Origin of the sequence: Puia sp. P3, from assembly GCF_050632245.1 — a bacterium.
Classification (GTDB): domain Bacteria; phylum Bacteroidota; class Bacteroidia; order Chitinophagales; family Chitinophagaceae; genus Puia.
On record NZ_CP192583.1, the window covers coordinates 5,829,058 to 5,850,000 of the forward strand.

General features: G+C 50.4%; 23 protein-coding genes, 2 rRNA genes and 6 pseudogenes (1 of these 31 only partly in view). 15 read left to right on the plus strand and 16 right to left on the minus strand.

The window, feature by feature from the left end:
- The first annotated feature begins 52 nt into the window (after nt 1-52).
- From ACQ86N_RS36810 to ACQ86N_RS36830, 5 genes are all read left to right on the plus strand, one after another.
- On the plus strand, nt 53-712 hold the full coding sequence (locus ACQ86N_RS36810) for a hypothetical protein (protein ID WP_431211389.1): 660 nt from the start codon (nt 53-55) through the stop codon (nt 710-712).
- Nucleotides 713-828: 116 nt separating this feature from the next.
- Entirely contained in the window at nt 829-1,605 is a 777-nt protein-coding gene (locus tag ACQ86N_RS36815; RefSeq protein WP_431211390.1) for a sensor histidine kinase, read from the plus strand.
- Nucleotides 1,606-1,678: 73 nt separating this feature from the next.
- On the plus strand, nt 1,679-1,927 hold the full coding sequence (locus tag ACQ86N_RS36820) for a response regulator (protein WP_431211391.1): 249 nt from the start codon (nt 1,679-1,681) through the stop codon (nt 1,925-1,927).
- 2 nt (nt 1,928-1,929) lie between these two features.
- The gene (locus tag ACQ86N_RS36825) at nt 1,930-2,328 is read left to right on the plus strand and encodes a response regulator transcription factor (protein WP_431211392.1); all 399 of its coding nucleotides are present in this window, start codon (nt 1,930-1,932) and stop codon (nt 2,326-2,328) included.
- Nucleotides 2,329-2,408: 80 nt separating this feature from the next.
- Nucleotides 2,409-3,197: a hypothetical protein gene (locus tag ACQ86N_RS36830; RefSeq protein WP_431211393.1), complete on the plus strand. Its 789-nt coding sequence runs from the start codon at nt 2,409-2,411 to the stop codon at nt 3,195-3,197.
- Here the strand turns inward: ACQ86N_RS36830 and ACQ86N_RS36835 are convergent.
- The 10 genes and pseudogenes from ACQ86N_RS36835 to ACQ86N_RS36880 all read right to left on the minus strand — a co-directional run bounded on the left by ACQ86N_RS36835 (nt 3,148) and on the right by ACQ86N_RS36880 (nt 10,082).
- Nucleotides 3,148-3,633: a CoA-transferase gene (locus ACQ86N_RS36835; RefSeq protein ID WP_431211394.1), complete on the minus strand. Its 486-nt coding sequence runs from the start codon at nt 3,631-3,633 to the stop codon at nt 3,148-3,150. The two genes, ACQ86N_RS36830 and ACQ86N_RS36835, sit on opposite strands and share 50 nt — an antisense overlap.
- A 21-nt stretch (nt 3,634-3,654) precedes the next feature.
- Nucleotides 3,655-4,089: a CoA transferase subunit A gene (locus ACQ86N_RS36840; RefSeq protein ID WP_431211395.1), complete on the minus strand. Its 435-nt coding sequence runs from the start codon at nt 4,087-4,089 to the stop codon at nt 3,655-3,657.
- A gap of 46 nt (nt 4,090-4,135) precedes the next feature.
- Nucleotides 4,136-4,297, minus strand: a pseudogene (locus ACQ86N_RS36845) (CoA-transferase); the annotation flags it as partial.
- Between the two features lie 85 nt (nt 4,298-4,382).
- Entirely contained in the window at nt 4,383-4,844 is a 462-nt protein-coding gene (locus ACQ86N_RS36850) for a hypothetical protein (RefSeq protein ID WP_431211396.1), read from the minus strand.
- Between the two features lie 139 nt (nt 4,845-4,983).
- Nucleotides 4,984-5,886: a DUF4835 family protein gene (locus ACQ86N_RS36855; RefSeq protein WP_431211397.1), complete on the minus strand. Its 903-nt coding sequence runs from the start codon at nt 5,884-5,886 to the stop codon at nt 4,984-4,986.
- Complete coding sequence (coaBC, locus tag ACQ86N_RS36860; RefSeq protein WP_431211398.1) at nt 5,879-6,916, minus strand: bifunctional phosphopantothenoylcysteine decarboxylase/phosphopantothenate--cysteine ligase CoaBC; 1,038 nt, start codon at nt 6,914-6,916, stop codon at nt 5,879-5,881. The genes ACQ86N_RS36855 and coaBC overlap by 8 nt, the downstream gene beginning before the upstream one ends.
- Before the next feature lie 61 nt (nt 6,917-6,977).
- Nucleotides 6,978-7,052, minus strand: a pseudogene (locus ACQ86N_RS36865) (hypothetical protein); the annotation flags it as partial.
- A 93-nt stretch (nt 7,053-7,145) separates the two neighbouring features.
- Nucleotides 7,146-7,487 carry a DNA-directed RNA polymerase subunit omega gene (locus ACQ86N_RS36870; protein WP_431211399.1) on the minus strand — a complete coding sequence of 114 codons (342 nt, stop codon included), beginning with the start codon at nt 7,485-7,487 and terminating at the stop codon, nt 7,146-7,148.
- 57 nt (nt 7,488-7,544) lie between these two features.
- The gene (locus ACQ86N_RS36875; protein ID WP_431217742.1) at nt 7,545-8,276 is read right to left on the minus strand and encodes an outer membrane protein assembly factor BamD; all 732 of its coding nucleotides are present in this window, start codon (nt 8,274-8,276) and stop codon (nt 7,545-7,547) included.
- 177 nt (nt 8,277-8,453) lie between these two features.
- Nucleotides 8,454-10,082 carry an OmpA family protein gene (locus ACQ86N_RS36880; RefSeq protein ID WP_431211400.1) on the minus strand — a complete coding sequence of 543 codons (1,629 nt, stop codon included), beginning with the start codon at nt 10,080-10,082 and terminating at the stop codon, nt 8,454-8,456.
- A 434-nt stretch (nt 10,083-10,516) separates the two neighbouring features.
- Between ACQ86N_RS36880 and ACQ86N_RS36885 the strand changes: the two are divergent.
- The 6 genes and pseudogenes from ACQ86N_RS36885 to ACQ86N_RS36910 form a co-directional block, all read left to right on the plus strand.
- Nucleotides 10,517-10,597, plus strand: a pseudogene (locus ACQ86N_RS36885) (hypothetical protein); the annotation flags it as partial.
- Between the two features lie 101 nt (nt 10,598-10,698).
- Nucleotides 10,699-11,139: a polyprenyl synthetase family protein gene (locus ACQ86N_RS36890; protein ID WP_431217743.1), complete on the plus strand. Its 441-nt coding sequence runs from the start codon at nt 10,699-10,701 to the stop codon at nt 11,137-11,139.
- Nucleotides 11,123-11,335 (plus strand): hypothetical protein, encoded by a 213-nt coding sequence (locus tag ACQ86N_RS36895; RefSeq protein WP_431211401.1) that lies wholly within the window; start codon nt 11,123-11,125, stop codon nt 11,333-11,335. Before ACQ86N_RS36890 ends, ACQ86N_RS36895 begins: the two co-directional genes overlap by 17 nt.
- Nucleotides 11,336-11,385: 50 nt before the next feature.
- Nucleotides 11,386-12,561, plus strand: a complete 1,176-nt coding sequence (locus ACQ86N_RS36900; RefSeq protein WP_431211402.1) for a single-stranded-DNA-specific exonuclease RecJ — start codon at nt 11,386-11,388, stop codon at nt 12,559-12,561.
- A gap of 37 nt (nt 12,562-12,598) precedes the next feature.
- A pseudogene (locus tag ACQ86N_RS36905) lies at nt 12,599-12,649 on the plus strand (hypothetical protein); the annotation flags it as partial.
- Between the two features lie 27 nt (nt 12,650-12,676).
- Complete coding sequence (locus tag ACQ86N_RS36910) at nt 12,677-13,057, plus strand: hypothetical protein (protein ID WP_431211403.1); 381 nt, start codon at nt 12,677-12,679, stop codon at nt 13,055-13,057.
- Between the two features lie 83 nt (nt 13,058-13,140).
- Here the strand turns inward: ACQ86N_RS36910 and ACQ86N_RS36915 are convergent, their stop codons facing one another.
- Together ACQ86N_RS36915 and htpG are read right to left on the minus strand one after the other, a co-directional pair.
- Nucleotides 13,141-13,557, minus strand: coding sequence for a hypothetical protein (locus ACQ86N_RS36915; RefSeq protein WP_431211404.1), 417 nt, complete (start codon nt 13,555-13,557; stop codon nt 13,141-13,143).
- Nucleotides 13,547-14,992 (minus strand): molecular chaperone HtpG, encoded by a 1,446-nt coding sequence (gene htpG, locus ACQ86N_RS36920; RefSeq protein WP_431211405.1) that lies wholly within the window; start codon nt 14,990-14,992, stop codon nt 13,547-13,549. The genes ACQ86N_RS36915 and htpG overlap by 11 nt, the downstream gene beginning before the upstream one ends.
- Before the next feature lie 254 nt (nt 14,993-15,246).
- On the opposite strand from htpG, the pseudogene rpsF reads away from it, so the two are divergent.
- From rpsF to ACQ86N_RS36940, 4 genes and pseudogenes are all read left to right on the plus strand, one after another.
- Nucleotides 15,247-15,581, plus strand: a pseudogene (rpsF, locus tag ACQ86N_RS36925) (30S ribosomal protein S6).
- A gap of 2 nt (nt 15,582-15,583) precedes the next feature.
- Nucleotides 15,584-15,850, plus strand: a complete 267-nt coding sequence (gene rpsR / locus ACQ86N_RS36930) for a 30S ribosomal protein S18 (protein WP_188937544.1) — start codon at nt 15,584-15,586, stop codon at nt 15,848-15,850.
- Between the two features lie 102 nt (nt 15,851-15,952).
- Nucleotides 15,953-16,399, plus strand: a complete 447-nt coding sequence (gene rplI / locus ACQ86N_RS36935) for a 50S ribosomal protein L9 (RefSeq protein WP_431211406.1) — start codon at nt 15,953-15,955, stop codon at nt 16,397-16,399.
- 386 nt (nt 16,400-16,785) lie between these two features.
- Nucleotides 16,786-17,361 carry an RNA recognition motif domain-containing protein gene (locus tag ACQ86N_RS36940; protein WP_431217744.1) on the plus strand — a complete coding sequence of 192 codons (576 nt, stop codon included), beginning with the start codon at nt 16,786-16,788 and terminating at the stop codon, nt 17,359-17,361.
- Here ACQ86N_RS36940 and ACQ86N_RS36945 read toward each other — a convergent pair.
- The 4 genes and pseudogenes from ACQ86N_RS36945 to ACQ86N_RS36960 all read right to left on the minus strand — a co-directional run.
- A pseudogene (locus ACQ86N_RS36945) lies at nt 17,290-17,958 on the minus strand (3-keto-disaccharide hydrolase); the annotation flags it as partial. The gene ACQ86N_RS36940 and the pseudogene ACQ86N_RS36945 overlap by 72 nt on opposite strands.
- Complete coding sequence (locus tag ACQ86N_RS36950; protein WP_431211407.1) at nt 17,877-18,581, minus strand: 3-keto-disaccharide hydrolase; 705 nt, start codon at nt 18,579-18,581, stop codon at nt 17,877-17,879. The pseudogene ACQ86N_RS36945 and the gene ACQ86N_RS36950, both read right to left, overlap by 82 nt.
- A gap of 146 nt (nt 18,582-18,727) precedes the next feature.
- A 5S ribosomal RNA gene (rrf, locus tag ACQ86N_RS36955) occupies nt 18,728-18,839 on the minus strand.
- Nucleotides 18,840-18,925: 86 nt separating this feature from the next.
- A 23S ribosomal RNA gene (locus ACQ86N_RS36960) occupies nt 18,926-20,943 on the minus strand; it runs 857 nt beyond the window's last position.

Here is a 20,943-nt window from a genome sequence, read left to right on the forward strand (position 1 = left end):
TTTACTTGGATTATACTGCAATGCCTTTTATATTTGAATAAAAATAAAGGTATTGCTTCCACTTCTAAGTGTATTCTCTGGTGTATTACCCATGATCTTCTTTGTTTGTTTTTTTAAAAGGAACAGACAAGGTGGATTCTGGGTAATATTCTTTTATTGCCTTATCTCCTTCCTATCCGACAATATATTTCACTATCTCGAACACAAGGTCAATGTCTTCTACCTCTATAGTGGTTTTACGATCTGCGAATTCGTCCTGCTTAGCCTGTTCATCTACCTTTCCCTCAAAACCAGGATGTTCCGTCTTTTCACCCTGATCGGCACCCTCGTCTTCTTCCCTATCGCCATCATCAACCTGCTGCATGGCAGCGACGGAAGCTTCTTCGATTCTCTGTCGGCCTCATCCGAATCGATCCTTCTGATCATCTACAGCATCTTCTTCCTTTATGAACAGCTCACCGATGCAACAGTCATTTATGTCTACTACCTCAAAAAGTTTTGGATCGTCCTGGCCATACTGCTCTACTTCGCGTCCACCCTATTTTTGTTCATTTATGCAGCGACTCTGACTAAAGCAGAATACAATAATTATTGGCCTATTAACAATATTTTTAATATATTAAAAAATATTCTGTTCTCTATCGCGTTCATAATGAAAAAAGCAATAAAGCTTCATCATTCGCTGGATACCGCTTATCCTGATATCCAGTAAATTGTGAAAACCAAAAACCCTAAGCAACGTCGCAGGACGCCTCATCCATGATAATTCTAGAAGTCACGAGTCCTGGTAGCAGTGTATCATTAGTGCTCTTTTTTGGCACTATTGGCATGCTGGCGCTCACTATTGGGCTTATCGTTTTCATCATATTTCACCAACGCAAGGTCATCCGGTACCAGCTGCGGCTCCAGCGCATGGAACAGGACCAGCAAAAACTGCTGCTCAACGCTTCCATCCGCCTCCAGGAAGAAGAACGCCAGCGCATTGCCGCCGACCTCCACGACGACGCAGGCCCCCTTCTCGCTACCGCCCGTCTGTACCTTAACGAGAACCTCGTCAACCTCGACAAGACCACCCAGCTGCAAAGCATTTACAATGCCAAACAGATTATCGACGATACCATACAGCTGATCCGCAACATCTCCCACAGTCTCATGCCCCCAACCCTCAAAAATTTTGGGTTGGAGTCCGCCGTCAATGACCTCTTTCAAAAGATCAGCGGCTCGGGCAGCATGAACGCCAGCTCCCGCTTTCACGACTACCGCGAACGCCTGCAGGCAGAGAACGAACTGATCATCTTCCGGGTCATACAGGAACTGGTCAATAATATCCTCAAACACAGCAACGCCAGCTTCATCCACCTGACCCAGAATACCAGCGGCAATAAGTTCTTCATCCGCCTGCACCATGACGGCAGGGGCATCACCCAAAACGATTTTAACAAGCTAAATAAAAGCAATGTAGGCCTCGGACTAAAAAATATTCAAAGCCGCCTGAAAGTCCTTCATGGCAAGATTTTCTTTGAAAAGGATATGTCCCAGACCTACTATAAAGTAACCATCGAACTGGTTAAGGAAGAAGAAGATAAGCTACAGGAACAGGAATAGAATTTATATGTATCTTTAGATGTCCGGACCTCAGATCGAACCCAATGTAGCCCAACCAATTATACCATTGCTTATGGGAGTGATTAAAGTTGCAATAGCCGATGACCACAAGATATTCCGAAAGGGTGTCATTCTGTCTCTACGCCCTTACAGCGCCATAAAATTTGTTCAGGAAGCAGAAAATGGACAGGAGTTGCTGGATGGACTGGCCGCCTCCGAACCGGACGTCGTTCTAATGGACCTCCGGATGCCCCAGAAAGACGGTATCGAAACGACCAAGATAATCGCCAAACAATACCCTCCATACATATCATCGCGCTGACCATGTACGAGGACGAGCGCTTCGTCAGCCACATGATGGAGATCGGTGCGAACGGCTACCTGCTGAAAAGCGCCGACCCCTCCGAGATCAAACGGGCTATCATAGAAGTGGCTACTAAAGGCTACTATCTGAATAACTTCGTAAATCGCATCCTGCTGAAGAAGTCTCACGTGCGCACAAAGACGATCCCCAGCCTCAATACGGAAATTACCCTCAACGACCGGGAAAGAGAGGTCGTTCGGTACATCTGTATGGAATTCACCGCCCAGGAGATCGCGCAGAAAATTGACGTCAGCCCCCGGACGGTAGAGGCCATCAAAGACAGGCTGATGGAGCGCTTCGGCGCCAAGAATACCGCCGGACTCGTATTCTTCGCCGTGAAGAATAACCTGATCGACTAGACCTATCCGATTGTTTGCTATGTATTACCCAGCTTCCAACGCATGCACTTTCTGGCCATAGTCATCGATTTCCTCCCCTCATGACCGCCCTTCTCATCTTCGGGCGAAAGCTCTATTTACAGGAGCCCCTGAACTTTCTGCTTACCATCTGCCTGCTCAGCTTCTTCAAAGGGATACTCGAGCTGACATACCCCCTGACAAGGGAAAATCAATACGTCATTGGCAAACTCTTCACCCTCGCCCTCCTGCTCCTGCTGGTCCCCTGCTTCCGGCCCGATTTTAACGGCCGCAGCCGCTATATGCTCGACCTGTCGCTATCGGCCCTCGTTTCCTTTGCCATCACGGCATTGTTCTTTACGGGTTGGGAAAAACCCAACCCCGCTATCGACGCCATCCTGAACGTATATATGGCCCTGCTTATCCTGACAAGCCTCCCTTTGATCATCCGGAACGGCGCCCTCCAGGTACTCCAGTGCGCCCCGCTTCTATATCGGAGCAGGTACCCTTTTCTATATCCTGCTGTATTTATTACTGGAAGTCATCGGGTCCTGCTGCCGGCCCGCCTCAAACGCCCCCGACCCGGACAAACACCTGTTCGTCCTGCTGGCCGAAGGAGTCAAGTACCTGTTCTATGCCGCCGCCGCGGCGCTCACACGGCCATCTCCGGAACCTTCTCCGGCACAATAAGCCTGCCGCTGGTCCGGGCCTTTATCTCCTCCACACTGACGCCGGGCGCACGCTCCATCAACAGGAAGCCCTCAGGCGTAATGTCCAGCACCGCCAGATCGGTCACTATTTTCTTCACGCATTTTACCCCCGTCAACGGAAGGATGCAGGCCGGCAATAATTTAGGCTCCCCCTCGGGTTAGTATGCTGCATAGCCACGATGATATTTCGCGCACTTGCCACCAGATCCATCGCCCCTCCCATGCCCTTGACCATCTTGCCGGGGATCTTCCGGCTGGCGATGTCCCCGCTGTCCGAGACCTCCATCGCCCCCAGAACGGTCAGGTCTACCTTTCCCGCCCTGATCATCCCGAAACTTTCCGCACTGTCGAAAAAAGCTCCGCCCGGCAGGATGGTCACGGTCTCTTTGCCCGCATTGATGAGGTCCGCATCCATCTCCTCCTCTGTTGGATAGGGCCCAATACCCAGCATGCCATTCTCCGACTGCAGCATAACCGATATGCCGGCAGGAATATAATTAGCAACCAGGGTCGGAATCCCGATCCCCAAATTGATATACATGCCGTCCCGCAATTCCTGCGCAATGCGTTTGGCTATACCAAATTTATCCAGCGCCATATGCCTTGATTTGTTGATCGATTATTTTGAATCCGTCAGCCTCACCGTCCTGCGTTCAATACGTCGTTCGTAGCCACTCCCCTGGAATATCCGATGGACATATATGCCGGGAACATGAATATGATCGGGATCGAGTTCGCCCGGCTCTACCAGTTGCTCGACCTCGGCGATTGTGACACTACCCGCCTTGGCCATCGAAGTGGAAAAATTACGCGTCGTTTTCCGGAACACCAGATTTCCCAGCTTGTCCCCCTTCCAGGCCTTTACGATCGCAAAATCGGCGTGAAGAGCGTATTCCATAAGATGGGGCTTACCGTCAAACACCCTTATCTCCTTGCCCTCGGCCACCTCCGTGCCATATCCCGCAGGTGTGAAGAATGCAGGGATCCCCATGGCGGCCATCTGGATCCGGGTAGCCAGCGTCCCCTGAGGTACGAGGTCCAGCTTCCAGCTCACCGCTAAGCAGCTGTCGCTCAAACTCCTCGTTCTCGCCAACGTACGAGCTGATCATCTTCTTTATCTGATGGCTTTTGAGCAGCAAACCCAGACCGAAATCATCGACCCCGGCATTGTTGGAGATACAGGTCAGCTGATTGACCCCGCTAAGGCTTAGTGCGGATATACAGTTCTCAGGGATGCCGCATAGCCCGAAACCGCCCAGCATTAGGACGGCGCCGCTCGGGATATCATGGATGGCCTCCCCGGCCCCGGCAACAACTTTTTCATCAGGCAAGAAATTTATGATTTAGCTAAAATACGACTAAGCAGGAATCTTTCTGCTCTTTATCAACGAATCCCGCAGTTTTGGGGACAGCAGAGGGGAATGCTTCTTCAGCAATGAATCCCGCAGCGAAGGAATGTGCGCGGGATTCGCCGCTGCGAACCGTGGCCGGAGCAGACGCGGGAGTCTTTGCCGGCGCTGTTGCAGGAGTCTTCACCGACGAAGGAGGCGGAGTTACAACTGGCCGGAACGGACGGCTATAGCTTTCTGTCCGTAGCCTGTTGCCCTTGTTCAGCAAACTATCAAAAAGTGTCTGGGCCAGGTCGGCACGCCCTATATAATACCGATAACTTTTCCGAAACTGCTCTCTGGACGTCTGATGAAGACGAAAAATCTCGTCGTACATCCGAAGGTTCTCCAGCTTCAGATCGAGGCGTGCTGAATCTTTTATCAGGTAATTGGCCGAATACTGTTCTGGACTGGATGACATCCCACATGACAGCCTCCATCTTATCGTGAGGCAGAACATCCGACGGTACGCTATCTTTATCCGAACAGCCGCTTGTCATCAACAGAAACCCCAGCAACAAGCCGGCAATTGTCCTCGTCATTGCAAATCCTGTTTGTATTTATTGATATTCGAAATATCCAGCTTGGTAAAGCAGGTCCAGCGCCCTCGCCTTTTCGTCGGGTGGAGATTTTATAAAGATCTTTGACACCTCACCCGACCTGCTCTGAAAAAAGAACTGCAGGATCATACTGTTGGGATTTTCAGTATTGACGGTGTTCAGCATATTCAGCGCGTTCAGGACAGCCGCCCTTCCTTCCGACTCCTTGTCATACAGTTGATCCATTCCGCTCCGGTAGTAACTGTAATAGGCGTCGTGCACCAGCGTATATTTGCTGTTGGTCAGGTTTTCGATCAGCCAGTACCTGTTGCGTATGCCGTCAAAAGCCTTCCATCCAAGGATATCCCTGCTGTCGGGCGCATTGTTGACAATGTTCAATGCCTTCTGAAAATAAGGGTCGCCGCCACGCAGCCCAAACGAATCGAAATCGAGTCCCAGAATAACGTTGATATAATAAGCGATCTCAGCCGTCAGATTAGCCGCATACGGCTCGGAACCCTGCACCCGGTTCTCATTGAAATCCATCGGCTGAAATTCCACATAACGGAACGTATAGTCGGGATCCTGAAAATTGATCAGCGGGCTCTGGTAAGAAGAGTTGTAGACAGGACGCCCGGCCTGCACCGTCAGCGTCGAGTGATAGGTATTATTGTCCCCCGTCGAACTGATATTGATCAGGAAATTGCAGACGATCTTCTCGTTGGTCTGAAACGATTCGTTCGACCATTTCCTTCCCGTGATAAAATTGTACAGCGCCGTCTGCATCGTCTGAAATATCTTATGATCGACCGTAGACGGAAGTCTGCTGGCGACAATAGAGACATTCGCCTGTATTTCCTGGGCGCGAAGACCCGGCCCCATCATTACCAAAAGGACCGCCAATAAAAGATTTTGTCTACGCATATAACAGTTTTTCGATTTGATCGACAATGTCAGCCGCTACCTGCTGTTTGGGCTTTCGCCCATAGACCTGCTCGCTCCCGCCCCGGCCAAAAATGGTGACCTTATTGGTATCGAAACCAAAACCGGCTCCGTCATCATTCAGCGAATTGAGAACGATCAGGTCCGCATTCTTCGCCTGGAGCTTGCCCAGCGCATATTCTCTTTCCCCGGTCGTCTCCAGGGCAAAACCAACCACGACCTGCCCCTTCTTCTTTATCCCGCCCAACGTCTTCAGAATATCCTTGGTCCTCATCAATTCCAATACCAGATTGCCGTCCGTTTTCTTGATCTTCTCCGCTGCCCTGGCTACAGGTGTATAGTCAGCGACCGCAGCCGATAAAATGGCTATATCGGCCCCCGGAAACTTCTCGAGGCAGGCCGCATACATCTCTTCGGCCGAAGTTACCCGGTGAACCGAAAGCCCGGGCAGGTCTACTGTCAAAGAAGAAGGCCCCAATACCAGATCGACCTCAGCCCCCCGCTGCACAAGCTCTCTGGCCAGAGCTACGCCCATTTTGCCCGAAGAATGATTGCCAATAAAACGCACAGGGTCGATGGCCTCGTGCGTCGGGCCAGCAGTAACTAACGCTTTTTTCCCTTTGAGATCACCGCGCTTCTGAAGCATGTCCCGAAGAAATTCCAGTATCGTCTCTGGCTCGGCCATTCTGCCATCCCCATACAAACCACTCGCCAGTTCTCCCTTCTCCACCGGAATTATCCGGTTGCCGAATGCCGCCAGACGCGACAAATTGGCCTGGGTGGAAGGATGGTGCCACATATCCTCGTCCATGGCCGGCGCCACGACGACGGGGCAGACAGCCGACAGATAGGCGGCCAGCAGCAGGTTGTCGCATAGCCCATGAGCCATCTTCGCCAGCGTATTGCAGCTGAGTGGAGCAATCACCATCACGTCCGCCCATCGGCCCAGCCCAACATGATTGGCCCAGGTATCTCCTTCGAACAGATCGGAAAGGACAGGATTTTTCGACAAAGTTGGCCAGCGACAGCGGGGTGACAAAATCTTTCGAGGACGGGGTCTGAATAACCTTTACGACAGCCCCCTCCCTGATCAACGCCCGGACCAGCAGGAGTGATTTATACGCAGCGATACTTCCCGTAACGCCCAATAGGATCTTTTACCCTGCAGCATAAATTATCTTTAAATAAAGAAGGCAGGACGCTCCAAACATCCTGCCGTAACAATATTTTCCGGATCCTTTCTATTTGAAGAGATCATCATCATTGCGACGATAGTAGATCTTCTCGTCCATGAATTCCTGTGTCGCCAGCAACGCCGGATTGGGCATCCGCTCGTACGCCTTCGAGATTTCGATCTGCTCCTTGTTCTCGTGGATCTCTTCCAGGCTGTCGGTATGACTGGCAAACTCCTCCAGCTTGTTATGCAACTCTTCCTTCAGGGAGATATTGATCTGATTGGCCCTCTTGGCGATAATGGCAATAGACTCGTACAGATTGCCGGTCCCGGCCTTGATATCGGTGAGGTTTTTTGTCTCCACTACATTGGTAGTGTTTGCGTTAACTTGCCTTCTTAACCTGCTCATTTTTTAACGTTTTAAGATTGTTCTGAGATATGTTCAGGTATTCCTGTACAGTTTTTGTCAGCTTGCTTTCTGGAAAACGATCGAAAAACTCATTGCATTGTATAACGACCGTCCCAAAACGCTCTTCTTTTTTTCTTCTACGCTCTGTAACGCGAACTGATAATCAGATTTGATTATCAATAGTTTATAATCTTCGCTTTTCTCCGAATCCGGATAGCTCGTCATCAGGCTGTTCAGCGCAACCGCGGCAGCCCGATAGTACTGGAGGTCATAGTACAACTGCGCACTCCTGTAGTCCTTCAGCTCCATCTTCGCCCGGCATTTGTCGATGATATCGGTCGCCTCCTTCGTCTTCTCAGCCCCAGGGTGCGTATTGATAAAGGCCTGCATAAAACCAATGGTCTTGGTGGTATTGGTCTGATCCAGGTCTACCTTCGGCGACTGTTTATAAAAGGTATAGGCCCGCATATAATCCATCTCCTCGGCCTTGTTGCTGTTCGGGAATACTTCCACGAACCCCTTGAAAAGGTTCTCGGCATTCGCATAGTCCTTCAGGTAATACGCGCAGTAAGCAAACTTGTAATAGATATCCTCAAAATGCTCGCTACCCTTGAAAACCCGGAAAAGCTCTTCGAACAGCTGCTGCGCATGGTTATAGTCCTTATCCGCGTAGTACTTGTCCGCTACCCGCAATTTATAGTCATAATCATTGCTTTTCAACACTTTAGAAAAGTGCGAACAGGACGAAAAAAAGACTGTTCCGAAAAATAGAACGGTAAATAGACGCATAAAGGCCTGCAAAGTTACAATTTTTGGGCAAATATGCAGGTATTTAACCGTCAACCCAAATAAAGCTCGTTAAAGGAACCCAAAAAAATGCGGATGACGCCCCTCAGGGTACCGGGGGAAATAAAAAAACCGCGGGCCGAAACCCGCGGTTAACTATTGTAAATCAAATTGAACTAACTATTTCCTTCTCAGGTTGGGGTGCGGAGCGGGCACCGTATTCGGTCCTTCTTCACCCGTAGCGTCCTTGAGGTCGATGGTATTTTCTTCGCCACCGCTCTGTCCGTAGCGGAAGATGAAGCGATCAGAGCTAATACCTTCCTTCTCAACCAGGTAGTTGATGACTGCGTTCACCCGATCCCAGCTCAGCTGTTGTGCCGCCTTGCTGGACTCGCCATAGCCGATAACGGCGATCCGGCAGTTGGGACTGTTGCGCAGCTTCTCGGCCGTACTGGCGAGCAGCGCCTTGGAATCCTTGCTCAGCGTCACAGAACGACCCTTGAACGTAATGCTCGGCAGATCACCGATATTACACTTGTGGCCCAGGCCACCGCCGTTGGAGTCGATATATGCTTTCAGGTCCTTGCAGCACTGGGGATCCGGGCACTTGCCAACACCATCGGCATCTACAGGCTGACACTGCGTCGGCGTGATCAGTTCCTTATCCTTGAAGTCGGGTACACCGTCACCATCCGTATCGCGGCTTACACCATGAGAATCGACCGGAGCACCCTTCGGCGTGTTGGGTTCGAGGTCGAACTGATCGGTAACACCGTCGCCGTCAGCGTCATCCAGCACCGGCTTCGGCAGCTTCATATGACGTGGGGCATTGATCTCGTTGTAAGCGTAATCGAGAGGATTCAGCCACCAGAGGGGCTCAACCGCATGCTTGGCGAAAATATTGTAGTTGAGGCCTACCGAAAGGAAATTGTAGGAGTCTGCAGACCGAGTCTGGGCAACCGACTGCCAAGCTCCGGCAGTATAATTATTCTGCCACTGCTGACCGTCTACGAGGTCCGAAGACGTAAAAGTGTACTTGTCCTCAACAGCGATATTCAGCCTGTTGCTCAGCTTGAACTGCATACCGATACCCACAACACCCACAACCATCAGCGGAGCGCCACCCAGTGTGCCATTGGTGGATCCTCTCTCAGCCATCGTGCTCCAGTCGCCGCTCAGCATATTCTTTAGCGCCTTCCGGATGTCTTTGCGATGCTTGTAGTCCTGTGTGGGGAACTGCGATATTACCGAGGTATAGTCATAAGGCTTTCCGCTGCCATCCACCGTCTTGTAGAACGTGCTGTAGGTGGCAAGGCCGGGGCCGCCAAAGAGATACATATTCCAGCCCACCTTTGCCTTGTGGAAATTGATGTTGTTGATAGTAAAAACGCCCTGTAGCGAAAGCTCGTGAACCGTGCTGCGATAGTTATAGAAGATCTGGCCGACATTACCCGTATTGGCTGTGCCATAGTAGGAAGCGAGCACTCCGTTTCTACCATAAGCCTGTGTCGCCTGATAGTTTAGACCTCTCAGACGGATCCAGTCATATTCAGCCCTCAGCGAGAACACATAGCCAAGCGCCTTTCTAACATGAACTCCAAAACCACCCGTAGGACCCCAGTTATTGATATCAGTAAAACCATAGGTATATCCACCCTTGACTCCTATCTCCCATTCATTCCTCGGCTTGGCAGGAAAAGGATACGCATTATTCAGGAATTCGTTGTGCTGCGCGAGCCGTCTTGTAGGAATAAGAGAGGAGTCCCGCACATCATAGCTCTGGCCTACTTGGGCATACGAGTATGACATAAGCAGGCAGAGTAACCCAAATAAAAGAGTCAATTTTTTACTTGCCATAACTGAAGTTTATGTGAATGAATGAATTAAACCTGAGAAGAATATGTTGCAAAAATAAATATTGGAGCGCAATAACCAAATTTTTTTAACAATACATATAAAATAAAAGTTGTATTAATCCAGCTTCCAGACAGCTGAAATTTAAAATAAGATGCACTGCCCGGAAAATATTTTAAAGATGTAATATTGTCGTTCAATTTTTCACGGGACCCTGTGTACAACATTTTCATTACCATCATCTATAAATGAAGACAGCACAAGCCATATTACGGGAAGAGCTGGTCGTTTTTGACAAAACGTTCAAAGAGGCGGTGAAAAGCCAGGTTCCTTTGCTGGACAGGATTATGCAATTCATCGTGAACAGGAAGGGCAAGCAGATGCGCCCTATGTTCGTTCTGCTATCCGCCAAACTCTGCGGCCCGGTCAACGATGCGGCCTACCGGGCGGCTTCCCTCGTCGAACTGCTGCACACCGCAACCCTCGTGCATGACGACGTCGTCGACGAGTCCCCGGAAAGAAGGGATTCTTCTCGACCTATGCATTATGGAAAACAAAAATATCTGTGTTGGTGGGCGACTACCTGCTGTCAAAAGGACTGTTCCTCTCCCTCGAGCACAGCGACTTCCGGGTCTTACAGCTTCTGTCAGACGCAGTTCGCGAGATCAGCGAGGGCGAACTCCTGCAGCTGGAAAAATCCCGGTCCCTCAATTTGCGGGAAGACGTCTACTTCGATATCATCCGGAGCAAGACCGCATCCCTCCTGGCCGCCTCCTGCGCCGCCGGAGCCTTTGCCACATCCCATGACGAGGTGCTTACCGACAAGCTGCGCCGCTTCGGAGAGAAGGTCGGCATCGCCTTCCAGATCAAAGACGACCTGTTCGACTATGGCTCCGAATCCATCGGCAAACCTACTGGCAATGACATAAAGGAAAAAACTGACACTCCCCCTGATCTACACCCTGAACAATATCGACAGGGCCACCCGCAGGGAGATGATCTTCATTATTAAAAACCGCAATAAGGATCCGGAAAAAGTACAATATGTCATCCGGAAAGTGGTCGAGGCCGGAGGCATCGACTACGCCATCCAAAGAATGAACACTTACCGCGACGAAGCGCTCGCCATCCTGCACGAATTTGAGGATAACGATGTCCGTAAGGGACTGGAAGAGCTCGTTCGCTATACCACAGATCGAAAATACTGATTGAATCACGGCCCGGACGCAGTCCGGCAAGGTACATTTACAATTCTTACATGGAAAAACGCTGGAATATATTGCAGGCGGATCCTGCCAGGGTCGGCGATTTGCAGGCTTCACTGGGCATCAACGAGGTCCTCTGCCGCCTGCTTATACAGCGCGGTATCAGAACCTTCGACGAGGCGAGGTCCTTTTTCCGGCCCACCATAAACGACCTTCACAGTCCCTGGCTGATGAAGGATATGGAAAAAGCCGTAGCCCGCATCCGCCAGGCCTTCGGTGCCGGCGAAAAGATCCTGGTCTATGGCGACTACGACGTGGACGGCACTACCGCCGTAGCCTGCCTTTTTCAGTTTCTCAGGAAATGCCACCCGCCGGAAAAGGTAGATTTTTATATCCCCCACCGCTACCGCGAAGGGTATGGCATCTCCCGGCAGGGCATCGACTTCGCCCGTGACAACGGTTTTACGCTGGTCGTATCTCTGGACTGTGGCATCAAGTCGGCCGACCTTATCCAGTACGCCGATACGATGGGCATCGACTTCATCGTCTGCGACCACCACCTGCCGGACCTCGTGCTGCCGCCGGCCGTCGCCATCCTCAACCCCAAACAAAAAGACTGCCCCTACCCCTACAAGGAGCTATGCGGATGCGGGGTCGGGTTCAAGCTGATAACAGCCCTCGCGCAACAGCTGGGCTTCCCGGAGGAGGAACCCCTGTCCTACCTGGACCTGGTAGCCACCGCCATCGCCGCGGACATCGTTTCCATAGACGGAGAGAACAGAGTGCTGGCCTACTACGGCCTGAAGAAGGCCAACGAGACGCCCAACAACGGGATCAGGGCGCTCACCCAGCTCAGCGGTCTGCAAAAACAGCTGAAAATGACCAACCTCGTCTTTATGATCGCCCCAAGGGTCAACGCAGCCGGACGCATGGACGACGCAAGAAAAGTCGTCCACCTCTTTACAGCACCCGACCTCTCCGAGGCCATGGCCTATGCAACACAACTGCACGCAGACAACTCCGACCGGAAGGAAGCTGACTACAACATGACAGAAGAAGCGCTCGCGCTGCTGGAAAAGGACGCGTCCCACTCCGCCAGGCGCTCGACGGTGATATACCAGCCACACTGGCACAAGGGCGTAGTGGGTATAGTTGCCTCCCGCCTGATCGAACGCTATTACCGCCCCACGGTGGTCCTTACACGCAGCGGAGAAGCTGGTCGCCGGTAGCGCCAGAAGTGTCAACGGATTTAATGTATACGAGGCCATTCACGCCTGCCGCGATCACCTCATCGGATATGGCGGACATTTTGCCGCGGCTGGTATTACGCTGCTGCCCGACCAGGTGGAAGCCTTCAGGATCAAATTCGAAGAGACAGTAGCCGCTACCATACAACCGGGATCCATGGTACCCGAGCTGCAGATCGACGCCGAACTGCCCTTTGAAGCGATCCGCCCCTCGTTCTATAATATACTCGAACAAATGCAGCCCTTCGGCCCGGGCAATGCCCAGCCGGTATTCGTCGCCCGCGGCCTGACCGATAAAGGATCGAGAATAGTAAAAGAACTCCACGTCCGATTTTGCCTGCAACAGAACGGCCTGCTGATGGACGGCATCGGCTTTGGGCTGGCCGGGAAATTTCCGCTACTGCAGACGGGTGCACCCATCGACCGGTCTTTACGGTGGAAGAGAACGAATGGAACAACCAGAAGAACCTGCAACTGAAAGTCATCGATTTTGCCCTTAGCTCATAAACAGGGAAGGAAGCCACCCGGCTTCCTTCCCTGCATTATTTATCATAGCTGATACTACGCTTCCAGAATTATTTTTCCTTTCGCCTCGCCCCCCATCAGGTCGACACTTCGCTGTATGAAATGCGTCAGATTGTTGCCCTTCAGCAACCCCTGCGACAAGAGCGCCAGATCGGAAAGATTATGAACCAGCTTCTCCTGTCTGACCTTGTCTTCCTCCTTGAGGATGGTCTGGAAAATGGCGTGATTGCCGTTGACCGTCAGCGTAACCTCGTCAGGCATATTGGCGTAGAAACCTCCCATCGACCCGCTGACGGCAGCCATATCCTTCATACGCCTCATGAATTCAGGACGGGTTGCGATCACCGGAGGTGCTTCGGGACTCAGCCCCTTAACTTCCACAGTCATATGCAGTTCAGGCACCTGCCGGTCAAACAATTGTTTCAGCGTGCCCTCTTCCTGTTCATTGAGCACAGTACCCGAAGTTTCTGCCTTGTCGATCAGATTGTCGGCAATATCTGCGTCTACACGGGTAAAATGCACGTCCGGCCACTTGGATTCCATCTGATTGATAAAGGCAGCGTCGACTATCGTCTCCAGCTTCACCACGACAAATCCCTTCGCCTGCGCCTGCTGGATATAGCTGTCCTGCTGGACAGGGTTGCTGGTATACAGGATCACCAGCTTTGCCCTCCTTGTTCTTTTGAAGAGCTTCTGCCTGTGACCTGTATTCCTCGAGCGTATAGAACTTGCCACCCCTTACGTCTTCCATGACATGGAATTTCACCGCCTTTTCAAGGAACTTGTCATCGGTCATCATTCCGTATTTAACAAATAACCCGAGACTTTCCCACTTCTCTTCGAATTCCTTTCTCTCCTTGTTGAAAATATCTTCCAGCTTGTCTGCTACTTTTTTCGTAATGTGATTGTTGATCTTTTTAACATTGGGGTCTCCCTGCAGATAACTGCGACTGACGTTGAGAGGAATATCGGGGCTGTCGATCACGCCGTGCAGCAGCATCAGGAATTCGGGAACTATATCCTTTACCTCGTCCGTAACAAAGACCCGGTTGCTATACAGCTGGATCTTGTCTTTCTGTATCTCATAGCTCTGTTTGATCTTCGGGAAATATAAGATCCCGGTCAGATTGAAAGGATAGTCGACATTGAGGTGAATCCAGAAAAGAGGCGCTTCGCTGTATGGATTCAACTCTTTATAAAAATCCTGATAGTCCTGTGCCGTGAGCTCGCTTGGCTTTCTGGTCCAGGCCGGCTGCGGATTGTTGATCTGCTCTCCCTCAAACCTGATGGGTACCGGAAGAAAACGACAGAATTTCCGGAGCGTCGCCCGAATACGCTCAACCTCCAGGAACTCAAGGCTCTCTTCGTTGATATGGAGAACAATGTCGGTCCCTCTCCCGCCCTTATCAGCGTCCTCGAGGGAATATTCAGGACTTCCGTCGCATTCCCATTTCACCGCCTGCGCACCTTCCCGGTAGCTTTTGGTGATGACGTCTACCCGTTCGCTCACCATGAAGGAAGAATAGAACCCAAGCCCAAAATGGCCGATAATATTGGCCTCATTCTGCCCCTTGTATTTTTTAAGGAACTCTTCCGCGCCGCTAAAAGCGACCTGATTGAGGTATTTATCTACCTCTTCTGCCGTCATCCCAACCCCTTTGTCGGAGATAGTGATCGTTTTATTTTCCTTATCTAATTGAATATCAATAGTTAAATCACCCAGCTCTCCTTTGGCCTCGCCGATGGAGGATAGGGTCCTGAGCTTTTGGGTTGCGTCTACTGCGTTGCTAACCAATTCTCTGATAAAAATATCGTGTTCACTGTACAGGAACTTCTTTATGATAGGAAAGATGTTTTCCGTCTGGACGCGAATACTCCCTTTTTGCATTAGATACAATTTTTTATGGCTCGGATCAAACAAAATGCCATTTACCCATGTCTGACACACTGTCAATCATCCCCTGCCCCGTGAACGGCCAACCCGTTTCTTCCTGGCGCCCGATTCCCGGCCCCGCACAGGATCCCGACGATTCCACCCCTCAAAAATCATTGCTTTTTCCTTAAAATACCCTACCTTTGCAACCCATTTGTATTTTTTCTAATTTTTAAACAAAAACAGGGATCATGAACAATTATGAATTGATGGTGATTTTTACCCCTGTGCTTTCTGAGGAGGACTACAAAGCCGCTCAGAAAAAATACGCTTCTTTCGTCAAGGATAATGGCGGAGAAGTGTTGCACGAAAATCCCTGGGTCTGAAATCACTGGCGTATCCCATCCAGAAAAAAACTACCGGTTTATACTGGGTTCTGGAGTACAGTGCGCCATCCGACTTCAATGAGAAGCTGAAGATCCAGATTCTCCGCGACGAAACCGTGTTACGTTTCATGCACACAAAACTCGATAAATACGCCGTCGAGTACAATGCCAAAAAGAGAAGCGGCGTACCTACAGGAACCGAAAAAGTTGGGGCTTAATCATGGCAAAAGCAAACGAGATCAAGTATCTGACGGCCATTAAGCCGGAGAAACGCGCAAAGAAATTCTGTCGTTTCAAGAAATACGGTATCAAGTACATCGACTACAAGGATGCCGAGTTTCTCAAGAAATTCCTGAACGAGCAAGGCAAACTGCTGCCCCGCCGTATCACCGGTAACTCCCTGAAATATCAGCGGAAAGTATCCGATGCGGTGAAGAAAGCCCGTCAGATGGCACTACTGCCGTACGTAACAGACCTTTTAAAGTAACCTCACCCTAACCCCTTTCCAACGGAAGGGGGGACAGTCCGGCGCTGGCGCCCTACGGTTAGACCGCAACGGATTGGGACAACGGTGAACAAACAAAACAAAATGGAAGTCATTTTAATTCAAGACGTGGACAACCTGGGTTCCGCACACGAAAAAGTGAGCGTAAAGAACGGTTATGCCCGTAACTACCTGATTCCCCGGAAATTGGCTGTTGAAGCCAACCCTTCCAACCTGAAACAGCTGGAAGAGAGGATCAAGCAGCAGCAGAAGAAAGAAGCCAAGATGATGGCCGAGGTTAACAAAGTGATCGAGGTCCTCAAGGCGTCTCCCCTCAAGGTCGGCGCAAAGACAGGCACCAGCGGTAAGATTTTCGGTAGCGTTACCTCCGTGCAGCTGGCCCGCGCCATCCGCGACCAGAAAGGATACGAGATCGATCGCCGCAGGATTCATATTCTCGACGAAGTCAAGGAGTTGGGTACATATAAGGCTAAGGTCGATTTTGGCAACAGCAACGAGGCTGAGGTCGAATTCGAAGTCGGCGCTGAATAAGATCACTGTAATTTGCTAATAAAACGGCTAATTGTTTAAAAGCCCATGAATAAATCATGGGCTTTTTTATTGTTATATCTATTTTTCTGCTATTTTCCTTAAATAAAATCAAATCTATTAGGTACAAAATCGTTTTTTCACGCTTCCCAAATGCGCTAAAAGCCTGACCAATTCTAATTCCCATAGTTTCCGGACAAAATTTTACCAAGTAATAAAAATTGCTATCTTTACAATAGCTCTATTATTTTTAGTAATATCCTAGGCTGTCGTAACTTTCTTTCCAGTCAGATTCCTCAGTCACTATGTCTAACAGTAGGTAGAGTGGTTTTTTTCATTTTTTAATTTTTTGTACAATGAACATTTATGTAGGCAACCTTTCCTGGCAGATGACCGATGAGGATCTCAGGAATCTTTTTGAACAACACGGCAGTGTCTCTTCCGCCAAGATCGTAAAAGACAAAGTGTCTGGCCGCTCCAAGGGCTTTGGCTTTGTCGAGATGGAGGACGATGCAGAGGCTCAGCAAGCCATCACCAATCTGTATGACAGCGAGGTAATGGGCCGTAAGATCATCGTCAACGAATCACAGCCGAAGCAGCAAAGCAGCGGCGGCGGTGGCGGTGGTTACAAAAGAGGTCCTTCGGCGGCGGTGGCGGCGGAGGAGGTTACAAGAAAGGTGGTTATGACCGCGGCGGCGGTGGTGGCTACAACAGGGATTATTAATTCTAATCAATCGATACATCTTTGTTTAGTAAAATCCTTTCCGGCAATCGGAAAGGATTTTTTGTTTTCGTTAATGTCAGTTGACGCCGGCGTCGGCCTAATGCAGTTCCCGGATCTTGATACTGCGAAAGTGGACGAGGTTCCCGTGGTCCTGCAGCAGGATATGTCCCTGCGGAGCTTCTCCAAAATCCTTCCAGACCTTGTATTTGCTTATAGCTACGAGGTCTTTGAATGCCTGTGAACCCCGGTCATATTCCAGGACTTTTACTCCGTTCAGGTAGTGTTCGACGTGATTGTTTGGGTAGACTACGATACGGCCTGTATTCCACTGGCCCATTGGGTGAATGAAGCGTTTTTGTTTGTTGGCGCGAATGAGGTCGTATAGTGACGACATGGTCCTGTCGCCGTTGCGACCTAGTTTGGCATCGGGGTGGAGGGTATCGTCGAGCACCTGATATTCCAGACCGATCGCGGATCCCTTGTTGTTTTCTGACAGGGTGACAAAATATTTTACGCCGCTGTTTGCGCCGGGTGTGAGGAAGAATTCGAAGGAGAGATCAAATGCCTTGTATTCTTTCGTCGTTACGATATCTCCACCGTTGGTCGCTTCTCTTCCCTGGGCGGCGAGTACGGAGATCATGCCGTCCTTTACTTCCCATCCTTTTTCCGGAAAGGATTTTTCATAAGCGCCTACCCATCCCTGTGAAGTTCTTCCATCGAAGAGAAGTCGCCAGCCGCTGTTCCTCTCTTCCTGAGTCAGGGTATTAGGAACGTTATTGACGACGTACGTCCCCTTGGGAAAGGGGGTGGACCGGAGTCCTGTGGTCCGGATGCGGATATTCTTAAAAAAACCCTTGCGCCTGCCTGTCCGTCCTTGTGGATGGCGTGCACCTGGAGTCCGATAAAGCCTTTTGTGTCGATGGTATCAATGAGGCTGGCGACGGCTGTGCCGTTGAGCCAGGTCTTCATGCTGTTGCCGATGCATTCGATGCGGATATGGTTGTATTGGCCGCGTTTAAATGCGTTTTGTGCGGAGGGGTTGAGGGATGCGGGATACAGCCAGTCGCGTCTGCCTTCGTCGTAGATGCCTCCGGACCAGCGTCTGGAGGAGGGGTCGATCTCGAACTGGCGGCCGTATACCAAGCCTTTTCCTTCGTGTCCGGCGGGGTTGTAGTGGCTTCTTGTCTGTACACCGGAATTGCTGCTGGTATCATCTGCACGGATATCCATTTCGAGGATAAAGTTGTCGTATTCCTTTTCGGTTACGAGGAAGGTATTGCCGGAGCCGGCGACGGTGGTGCCGACGATGGCGCCGTCTTCTACTTTGTATTCGGCAGTGCCGGCGAGTCTTTTCCAGCCGTTGAGTGTTTTGCCGTCGAATAGGGAGTTCCAGCTGGCTGTCTGGGCCAATAATGATGTTGCGAGTGCAAGGCCTGTAATCGTCAGGGAAAGTTGTTTCATGTGAGGGGGGTGTTAGTGGGAATAAAGATAAGGGAGGAGAAGGAATGGTTGGGAAGGGAATCCGCTAATAAATAAGAGAGGGGATTCAGTGAGGTGGTGTGGGTAGATAAAATAAAAAAGCCCTGTCTTTCGACAGGGCTCAAAGAATATGGCAGCTACCTACTCTCCCGCATTGTGGTGCAGTACCATCGGCCATGAGGGGCTTAACTTCTCTGTTCGGTATGGGAAGAGGTGAACACCCTCGGCAAAACCACCATAAGTCATTCAACAACCGGTTCGCTTTCACTCGCCGGCCGCAATAATGTACATATTGGGAAGTCGTAATACTCTTATAACTTTTAAAAAAATTAAAGCTTACGGGCAATTAGTACTACTCGGCTTTACTGTTACCAGTTTTAGACCTGTAGCCTATCAACGTCATAGTCTCTGACGACCCTTAAAAGAAAACTCATCTTGTGGAAGGTTTCACGCTTAGATGCTTTCAGCGTTTATCCTGTCCGTACATAGCTACTCAGCACTGCACCTGGCGGCACAACTGATACACCAGCGGTACGTACGACCCGGTCCTCTCGTACTAAGGTCATGTCCACTCAATTTTCTAACGCCCATCACAGATAGGGACCGAACTGTCTTGCGACGTTCTGAACCCAGTTCACGTGCCAGCTTTAATCGGCGAACAGCCGAACCCTTGGGACCTTCTCCAGCCCCAGGATGTGACGAACCGACATCGAGGTGCCAAACCTCCCCGTCGATATGAGCTCTTGGGGGAGATCAGCCTGTTATCCCCGGAGTACCTTTTATCCTTTGAGCGACGGCCCTTCCATACAGAACCGCCGGATCACTTTAGCCAGCTTTCGCTCCTGCTCGGCATGTATGCCTCACAGTCAAGCACCCTTCTACTAATGCGCTCTGCGTACGATTACCAACCGTACTGAGGGTACCTTTGCAAGCCTCCGTTACACTTTAGGAGGCGACCACCCCAGTCAAACTACCCACCATGCACTGTTCCCCGCAAGGGGTTAGACTCTAAATCAAAGAAGGTTGGTATTTCAACGACCTCTCCACAAAGGCTGGCGCCCCTGCTTCAAAGAGTCCCAACTATTCTACACATCCGTAATTCAAAATCAATGCAAAGTTGTAGTGAAGGTTCACGGGGTCTTTCCGTCCCGTGACGGGTAACCGGCATCTTCACCGATACTACAATTTCACCGGGCTCGTGGAGGAGACAGTGTTCAACTCATTAGACCATTCGTGCAGGTCGGAACTTACCCGACAAGGAATTTCGCTACCTTAGGACCGTTATAGTTACGGCCGCCGTTTACTGGGGCTTCAGTCAGGAGCTTTGGCTTGCGCCGAACACCCTTCCTTAACCTTCCAGCACCGGGCAGGTATCAGGCTCTATACGTCATCTTACGATTTTGCAGGGCCCTGTGTTTTTGTTAAACAGTTGGTTGAACCATTTTACTGAGGCCTACCGAAGTAGGCTGGCTTTATCCCGAAGTTACAGCCACAATTTGCCTAGTTCCTTCTCCACGGCTCACCCGAGCGCCTTAGAATATTCTTCTCGTCTACCTGTGTCGGTTTGCGGTACGGGCCGCTTTAGCCTAACCTTAGAGGTTTTTCTCGGCAGCTATTACCTCACTCAATCGAGCCGAAGCTCTCATATACTTTCGTATTTCGTCAAGACCACCGGATTTGCACTGGCAGCCCTATAACTACGTACTTAAACGGGGAATTCCGTATCCCTCGTGTGAGTTTCACTTCTGCGTCGCCCCATCGAAACTAAAGCGGGTACTGGAATATTAACCAGTTTTCCATCAGATGCCCCTTTCGGGTTTTCCTAAGGACCCGACTAACCCTGATCCGATTAACGTTGATCAGGAACCCTTGAGACTTACGGCGATAAAGTTTTTCACTTTATTTATCGTTACTTATACCTACATTTTCTTTTCTGAACGCTCCAGCATACGTCGCCGTACACCTTCGCAGCGGATCAGAATGCTCCCCTACCGATATACCATCAAATGGCAATCTTAGAACTTCGGTTCGTAGTTTGATGCCTGATTATTTTCCGTGCCTGAACCCTCGACCAGTGAGCTGTTACGCACTCTTTAAATGAATGGCTGCTTCCAAGCCAACATCACGGCTGTTATAGGGTTCAAACTTCGTTTGTTCAACTTAACTACGTATTAGGGACCTTAGTTGCTAATCTGGGTTATTTCCCTCTCGGCCATGGATCTTAGCACCCACAGCCTCACTGCCGCAGATATTTATTAGCATTCGGAGTTTGTCAGGGTTTGGTAGGCGGTGAAGCCCCTAGCCCAATCAGTAGCTCTACCTCTAATAAACTTCTATATGCGAC

Bases quoted from the DNA above. Each gene is read 5' to 3' on its own strand.
- htpG (WP_431211405.1), bottom strand. From the start codon at position 14,992: ATGCAAAAAGGGAGTATTCGCGTCCAGACGGAAAACATCTTTCCTATC.
- rpsR (WP_188937544.1), top strand. From the start codon at position 15,584: ATGGCAAAAGCAAACGAGATCAAGTATCTGACGGCCATTAAGCCGGAG.
- ACQ86N_RS36875 (WP_431217742.1), bottom strand. From the start codon at position 8,276: ATGCGTCTATTTACCGTTCTATTTTTCGGAACAGTCTTTTTTTCGTCC.
- rplI (WP_431211406.1), top strand. From the start codon at position 15,953: ATGGAAGTCATTTTAATTCAAGACGTGGACAACCTGGGTTCCGCACAC.
- ACQ86N_RS36850 (WP_431211396.1), bottom strand. From the start codon at position 4,844: ATGTCATCCAGTCCAGAACAGTATTCGGCCAATTACCTGATAAAAGAT.
- ACQ86N_RS36895 (WP_431211401.1), top strand. From the start codon at position 11,123: ATGATCTTCATTATTAAAAACCGCAATAAGGATCCGGAAAAAGTACAA.
- ACQ86N_RS36835 (WP_431211394.1), bottom strand. From the start codon at position 3,633: ATGGCGCTGGATAAATTTGGTATAGCCAAACGCATTGCGCAGGAATTG.
- ACQ86N_RS36825 (WP_431211392.1), top strand. From the start codon at position 1,930: ATGTACGAGGACGAGCGCTTCGTCAGCCACATGATGGAGATCGGTGCG.
- ACQ86N_RS36815 (WP_431211390.1), top strand. From the start codon at position 829: ATGCTGGCGCTCACTATTGGGCTTATCGTTTTCATCATATTTCACCAA.
- ACQ86N_RS36900 (WP_431211402.1), top strand. From the start codon at position 11,386: ATGGAAAAACGCTGGAATATATTGCAGGCGGATCCTGCCAGGGTCGGC.
- ACQ86N_RS36950 (WP_431211407.1), bottom strand. From the start codon at position 18,581: ATGAAACAACTTTCCCTGACGATTACAGGCCTTGCACTCGCAACATCA.
- ACQ86N_RS36820 (WP_431211391.1), top strand. From the start codon at position 1,679: ATGGGAGTGATTAAAGTTGCAATAGCCGATGACCACAAGATATTCCGA.
- ACQ86N_RS36855 (WP_431211397.1), bottom strand. From the start codon at position 5,886: ATGCGTAGACAAAATCTTTTATTGGCGGTCCTTTTGGTAATGATGGGG.
- ACQ86N_RS36940 (WP_431217744.1), top strand. From the start codon at position 16,786: ATGACCGATGAGGATCTCAGGAATCTTTTTGAACAACACGGCAGTGTC.
- ACQ86N_RS36880 (WP_431211400.1), bottom strand. From the start codon at position 10,082: ATGTCATACTCGTATGCCCAAGTAGGCCAGAGCTATGATGTGCGGGAC.
- ACQ86N_RS36870 (WP_431211399.1), bottom strand. From the start codon at position 7,487: ATGAGCAGGTTAAGAAGGCAAGTTAACGCAAACACTACCAATGTAGTG.
- ACQ86N_RS36830 (WP_431211393.1), top strand. From the start codon at position 2,409: ATGACCGCCCTTCTCATCTTCGGGCGAAAGCTCTATTTACAGGAGCCC.